Source organism: Streptomyces sp. NPDC057654, from assembly GCF_042800135.1.
In the GTDB taxonomy this organism is placed as follows: Bacteria; Actinomycetota; Actinomycetes; order Streptomycetales; family Streptomycetaceae; genus Streptomyces.
Map to the genome: position 1 here is coordinate 1 of NZ_JBHVHQ010000405.1, position 7,446 is coordinate 7,446.

1 protein-coding gene is annotated in these 7,446 nt (G+C 71.5%); it reads left to right on the plus strand.

Annotation, left to right across the window (positions count from 1 at the left end):
* Nucleotides 1-7,446, plus strand: a 7,446-nt coding sequence (locus ACFU99_RS25940; protein ID WP_384396027.1) for an amino acid adenylation domain-containing protein, incomplete at both ends; no start/stop codon positions are given.

Consider the following 7,446-nt stretch of genomic DNA (forward strand, 5'->3'; position numbering starts at 1 on the left):
CCATCGTCGGCCGCCTGGTGCGGGTGCTGGAACAGCTGGCCGCCGACCCGTCGGCACGGGTCGGCGACATCGACGTGCTGCACGAGGCCGAGCGCTCCCGCGTGGTGGGGGAGTGGAACGACACCGCCCGGCCGGTGGCGCGGGGCACCGTGGTCGACCTCTTCGAGGAGCGGGCGGAACGGTCGCCGGGCACGGTGGCGGTACGGTGCGGTTCCGACGTGTTGTCGTACGGGGAGTTGGAGGGTCGGGCGAATCGGCTGGCCCGGTATCTGGTCCGGCTCGGTGTGGGGCGGGAATCCCGCGTGGGGCTGTGCCTGCCGCGTGGTGTGGACATGGTGGTGGGGCTGCTGGCGGTGTGGAAGGCGGGCGGTGCGTACGTACCGCTCGATCCGGAGTATCCGGCGGACCGGCTCGCCTACATGATCACCGACAGCGGCGCGAGGGTTGTCCTGACCACATCGGCGACAGCGGAGGAAACCTCGGCCGGAATCGAAGCAGGGGCAGGGACAGGTACAGGTACAGAGGGGGCTGAAGGGGCCACAGGAGCCACACGGGCCGCGGACGTGGTGCCGGTGCTGCTGGACGCGGCCGCGACCGAGCAGGTGCTCGCCGCCGAGCACGCAACGCCGCTGAAGCTGCCGACGAGCCCCGCCCAGTCGTCCAACGTGATCTACACCTCCGGTTCGACAGGACGGCCGAAGGGCGTCGCGCTGACGCACGGCGGCGTGCTCAACATGGCCGAGGTCGTACGGCCGGTGCTGGGCGTGGCGGAAGGGGTGACGGCCCTTCAGTTCGTGTCGTTCAGCTTCGACGCCTCCGTACTGGACGTGGCGGTCACCCTGGGCGGAGGCGGCACGCTGGCCATCGCGTCGGGCGAGGAGCGCACGGACCCCGCCGCGCTGGCGGAGATGATCCGCCGTACGGGCGTGAAGGTCGCGAACGGCGTGCCGTCGCTGCTCGGCATGCTCGACCCACAAGCCGTGCCCGCCGTGGAGAACTGGCTGGTGGGCGGGGAGCGGCTGGCCCCCGACCTGGCGAGCCGCTGGCGGGCCGGGGCGCGGCTGTGGAACGCGTACGGGCCGACCGAGGCCACCGTGATCGCGACGGCCGGACTGCTGGCGGAGGGCTTCGGCCCGCAGGACGCGCCGCCCGCGATCGGCCGCCCGCTCGGCAATGTCCGGGCCTTCGTCCTGGACGGCTTCCTGCGCCCGCTGCCGCCCGGCATGACCGGTGAGCTGTACGTGGCCGGGGCCGGGCTCGCGCGCGGCTATGTGAGCCGCCCGGGGCCGACCGCCGAGCGGTTCGTGGCCTGCCCGTTCGTGCCTGGCGCTCGCATGTATCGCACGGGCGACCTCGCCCGGTGGACGACTGACGGGCAGTTGGAGTTCGCGGGACGCGCGGATGAGCAGGTCAAGATCCGGGGCTTCCGCGTCGAGCCCGGCGAGATCGCGGCCGTCCTCGCCACGCACGACACCGTCGACCAGGCGGCGGTCGTGGTCCGCGAGGACCGGCCGGGCGCCAAGCGCCTCGTCGCGTACGCGGTCCCCGCCGCCGGCCACCGGATCGACGGAGCCGCGCTGCGCGACTACGCCGGCGGACGCCTTCCGGAGCACATGGTCCCGGCGGCCGTGGTGCCGCTGGACGCACTGCCGCTCACGCCCAACGGCAAGCTGGACAAGTCCGCACTGCCCGAGCCGGACCTCGCGGCCAGGAGCGGGCGCGCGCCCGCGACGCCGACGGAAGAGGTGCTGAGCAATCTGTTCGGCGAGGTCCTGGAGCTGGAACAGATCAGCGCCGATGACAACTTCCTTGAACTGGGCGGCGATTCGCTCCTTGCCATGCGGCTGATCGCGCGCGTGCGGTCCGTGCTGGATGCGACGGTGAGCATCAAGGAGCTGTTCGCCGCGCCGACCGTGGCAGGCGTCGCCCGGCTGATCGACGGCACGCACAGCACGGACGACGCGGTGCTGGAACGTCAGGAGAGGCCCGACGTCCTGCCGTTGTCGTTCGCCCAGCAACGGATGTGGTTCCTCAACCGGATGGATGACGGCCCGGCCGCCGCTGCCGCGTACAACATGCGCCTGGCGCTGCGGATTTCGGGTGAGCTGGACGTGGCGGCGCTGGAAGCGGCGCTCGGAGATGTGGCCGACCGCCACGAGACTCTGCGGACGGTCTTCCCGGACGTCGACGGCGTGCCGCATCAGCAGGTGCTGCACGGAGAGACGGGACGCCCACGGCTCGTCACCGTGGAGACCGATGAGGACCGGCTGGAGGAGACCGTCACCGCACACACCCGTCACGCATTCGATGTCAGTACGGAACTCCCCTGGCAAGCAAGGCTGTTCACGCTGTCGCCTTCCGAATCGGTGCTGCTGATCGTGGCGCACCACATCGCGTCCGACGGCTGGTCGATGGGCGTGCTCGGACGGGACCTGCAAACTGCCTACGCGGCCCGGCACACCGGGCACGCGCCGGGCTGGGAGCCGCTGCCGGTGCAGTACGCGGACTACGCGCTGTGGCAGCGTGCCGCGCTGGGCGAACTGGGCGACCCGCAGAGTCTGGTGGGCGGTCAGCTCGACTACTGGCGTGGGGTGTTGGCGGGGGTTCCGCAGGAGCTGGCTCTGCCGTTGGACCGTCCGAGGCCCGCGGTGCCGTCGTTCCGCAGTGGCAGTGTGCCGGTGCGTGTGGACGCGGCGACGCACGCGCGGCTGGTGGAACTCGCCGGGCGCGGGCGCGTGACGATGTTCATGGTGATGCATGCGGCCGTTTCGGTGCTGCTGTCGCGGATGGGCGCCGGGGAGGACATCCCGCTGGGCACCCCGGTCGCGGGCCGTGGTGACGCGCGCGTGGAGGACCTGGTCGGGCTCTTCGTCAATACGCTCGTGCTGCGCGCCGACGTGAGCGGGGACCCGTCCTTCGCCGAGCTGCTGGGGCGGCTGCGGGAGCGGGACCTCGGTGCGTACGCGCATCAGGACATTCCGTTCGAGCGCCTGGTGGAGGAGTTGAACCCCGTACGCTCGATGGCCCGCAACCCGCTGTTCCAGGTCATGCTGACCGCCGGGAACGTGCCGGAGACGCGATGGGAGCTGCCGGGCCTCCAGGTGGACCCGATGGAGTCGATGACGGCGCCGCCCGCGCACTTCGACCTGTCGGTGACCCTGGGGGAGCGGCGCGCGGCGGACGGATCGCCAGCCGGGCTGGACGGCGGCATCCTGTACGCCGCCGACCTCTTCGACGAAAAGACCGCCCAAGCCCTCGCGGACCGGCTGGCGCGCGTACTGGAACAGGTCGCGGACAACGCCCGTATCCGCGTTAGCGAGATCGACGTCCTCGGCGCGGAGGAGCGGTCCTCCGTGGTCGAGAAGTGGAACGCCACCGCTCGGCCGACGTCGACGGGGACGGTCCTGGAACTCTTCTCCGGCTGGGTTCGCTCGACTCCGGATGCGGTGGCGGTGCGGTGCGGTTCCGACGTGTTGTCGTATGGGGAGTTGGAGGGTCGGGCGAATCGGCTGGCCCGGTATCTGGTCCGGCTCGGTGTGGGGCGGGAGTCGCGGGTGGGCCTGTGCCTGCCGCGTGGTGTGGACATGGTGGTGGGGCTGCTGGCGGTGTGGAAGGCGGGCGGCGCGTACGTACCGCTCGATCCGGAGTATCCGGCGGACCGCCTCGCCTACATGGCTGCCGACAGCGGGGTGGCCGTCGTAGTGGCGACTACGCGGACAGTGGCCGAGGCGCCCTCCGGGCCGAGGATGCTGGTGCTGGATGAGGCGGCGGAAGCCGTGAACCTCGAATCGTCCGAACCCCTTCAACGCCTCCCCCATCTGGCTCAGTTGGCGTATGTGATCTATACCTCTGGTTCGACGGGCCGTCCGAAGGGTGTGGCGGTAGCGCATGGCGGTGTGGCGAATCTGGCGGAGGTCATGCGGCCGGTGCTGGGTGTGGCGGAGGGGGTGACGGCGCTTCAGTTCGCGTCGTTCAGCTTCGACGCGGCCGTGCTCGATGTCGCGGTGGCCTTGGGCGGGGGCGGTGCGCTGGCGATCGCGTCGAGTGAGGAGCGTACGGAGCCGGAGGCGCTGGCCCGGATGATCGAGGCGGGGGGCGTGAGCGTGGCGAGCGTCGTTCCGTCGTTGCTGGGTGTGCTGGATCCGGCTTCCGTGCCCGGTGTGGAGAACTGGGTGCTGGGTGCGGAGCGGCTGAGCGCGGACCTGGCGGCGCGGTGGCGGGCCGGGGCGCGCGTGTGGAACACCTACGGACCGACGGAAGCGACCGTGATCACGACGGCCACACTCCTGGCGGAAGGTATCGGCCCGCAGGATGCGCCGCCCGCGATCGGCAGCCCCATCGGCAACGCGCAGGTCTTCGTTCTGGACGGTTTCCTGAGGCCGGTGCCGCCTGGTGTGACGGGTGAGCTGTACGTGGCCGGGGCCGGGCTGGCGCGCGGTTATGCGGGACGTGCGGATCTGACGGCGGAGCGGTTCGTGGCCTGCCCATTTGCTCCGGGTGCTCGTATGTACCGCTCGGGTGACCTGGCCCGGTGGACGGCGGACGGGCTGTTGGAGTTCGCAGGACGCGCGGACGAGCAGGTCAAGATCCGAGGCTTCCGCGTCGAGCCGGGCGAGGTCGAATCCGTGCTGGCCGCCCATCCGGAGGTGGCCCAGGCGGCGGTGGTGGTGCGGGAGGACCGGCCGGGCGAGAAGCAGCTGATCGCGTATGTCGTGGCGGTTGCTTCCCCGTCGGCCTCATCGGCCGCCCCCTCCTCCTCCCACCACGGGCCGGGCAGTGCGTTCGCTCTCGACAGCGCGTTGCTGTTGGAGTTCGCCGGTGCCCGTCTGCCGGATTACATGGTCCCGGCGACGGTCGTACCCCTGGAGGCGTTGCCGCTGACCGCCAACGGCAAGCTCGACCGGGCCGCGCTGCCCGCGCCGGAGTTCGCCGAGCGGGGGGCGGGCCGAGCCCCGGTCGGTGCGACGGAAGAGCTGCTGTGCACGCTGTTCGGCGAGGTGCTGGGCGTGGAGCGGGTGGGGGCCGACGACAGTTTCTTCGGGCTGGGCGGCGACTCGATCATGTCGATGCTGCTGGTGTCGAACGCCCGTCGTGCGGGCCTGGTGCTCACGAGCCGTCAGGTATTCGAGCAGCGGACCCCGGAGGGACTGGCGGCTGTAGCAGCCGTGGTCGACGGCCTGGAGTTCCGCGATGAGGTTCCCGGCGTCGGCGAAGTGCCCCTGACTCCGGTGATGCACGAACTGCTGGACCGGGCCGGGCCGGAGGGTGTGGGTCGAGTGGTCCAGTCGAGCGTGCTCGTGACGCCTCCCGATGCCGACTTCGAGATGCTGGCCGGTGCGGTACGAACTGTGATGGACCGTCACGATGTGTTGCGGGCGCGGTTGGAGGTGCGGCCGGACCGGCGACTGGTGGTGTCGGACGCCGTTCCCGCCGACGGGTTCGTACGTCGGGTGGATGTGTCGGCGATGGATGCGCGGTGGCCGGAGCTGCTCGCCGAACAGGTGCGGACGGCGGCCGGACGGCTGGATCCGGCGGCCGGTGTAATGGTTCAGGCGGTGTGGCTCGACGCGGGTCCGGGCCGGCAGGGGCGGCTGTTGGTGGTCGCGAATCACCTGGTGGTGGACACGGTGTCCTGGCAGACGCTGCTGCCTGATATCGCCTACGGCTACAGGGAGTTGGCCGCTGGGCGAGAGCCGGTGCTCGATGCCGTCCCCGTATCGTTCCGGCGCTGGGCGCGCGAGCTGTCGGCGGAGGCTGTCCGCCCCGACCGCGCGGCGGAGCTGCCGGAGTGGTGCGAGCTGTTGGGCGACGCTGACACGTTGCTGACCGATCAGCCCGTGGACCCGAACCGCGACGTCGAGGCGACGGTACGGCGCGTATCGGCGTCGGTGCCCGTCGACGTGACGTCAGCTCTGCTCGCCACCGTCCCGGCAGCGTTCCACGCAGGGGTGGACGACGTACTCCTGACCGCATTGGCGGTAGCGGTACGTGATTGGTCGGACCGCGATCCGGTCGGCGGCTTCCTGGTGGATGTGGAAGGGCATGGGCGGGCGTCGGAGGTGGACCTGTCGGGGACGGTGGGGTGGTTCACCAGTGTCCGGCCGGTGCGGCTCGACGCGGGGCTGGTCGATTTCGCTGAGGTGCGGGTGGGCGGCGCCGCTGCGGGCCGGGTGCTGAAGCTCGTAAAGGAGCAGGTCAGGGCGGTTCCTGGGGACGGGCGGGGGTATGGCTTGCTGCGCCGCCTCAACGCGGAGACCGCGCCTGTACTGGCCGACCTGCCGTCGGCGCAGATCGGGTTCAACTACCTGGGCCGGGTCCCTGCCGCTCAGACCGAGGCGTCGGGACCGGTGGGCGACTGGACCGTGACCGGCGAGACCGACCCGGGAAGGTTCGGACCCGGCGAGGCCGCGGACGGACAGGGCTCGGACGGACAGGGCTTGGAGGGTCAGGATCCGGACGGACAGGATCCGGCCGGGGAACTGCCCGTCATGCACGCCTTGGAGATTCTGGGTATGGTGCGCGACCCAGCCGGAGGTGGCGGCCCCGAACTGGCGCTCACCCTCTCCTGGCCGGAGCGGTTGCTGAACGAGGAGGCGGCGCGGGCGCTTCTGGACGGCTGGGCGGCGGTGCTGACCGGCCTGGCCGCGCACGTCACGGGCCCTGCGACCTCCATGGGTTCCGTGGCCACAGCGGGTTCCGTGGCCACCGCGGGTTCGACCGTCGGCGGTTTCTCGCCCTCCGACTTCCCCCTTGTCGACCTGTCGCAGGAGGGCGTGGAGGAGCTGGAGGCCGCGGTGCCCGGGCTGGTGGACGTATGGCCGCTGTCGCCGTTGCAGGAAGGGCTGCTGTTCCACTCCGCCTTCGACGACGCCGGGACGGATGTGTACGGAGGGCAGCGGGCGCTGGCCCTGGAGGGCCCGCTGGACGTCGCGCGCCTGCGGGCCTCCTGGGAGGCCGTGTTCACACGGCATCAGGGCCTGCGTGCGAGCTTCCATCAACTGGCCTCGGGCGAGGCGGTGCAAGCCGTCGCGCACGAGGTGACGCTGCCGTGGCACGAGGCCGACCTGTCGGGGCTGCCCGAGGCAGAGGCGTCGGCGGCGATGGCGCGGCTTGCGGAGAGCGAGCTGGCGGAGCGCTTCGATGTGACGGCGGCTCCGTTGCTGCGGCTGCTGCTGGTCCGGATGCGGGAGGACCACCACCTCCTCGTGATGACAACCCATCACATCATTCTGGACGGCTGGTCGTTGTCGACGATGCTCAATGACCTGACGGAGGCGTACGCGGCGGGCGGCGACCGCAACGCACTGCCGCGGGCGCTCTCCTACCGCGAGTACCTGGCATGGCTGGGCCGGCAGGACGTGGAGGCGACGCGGGCCGCGTGGCGGGCGGAGCTGGCGGGGGCGGACGAGCCGACGCGCGTGGCGCCCGCGGACGCGGTACGGGCGC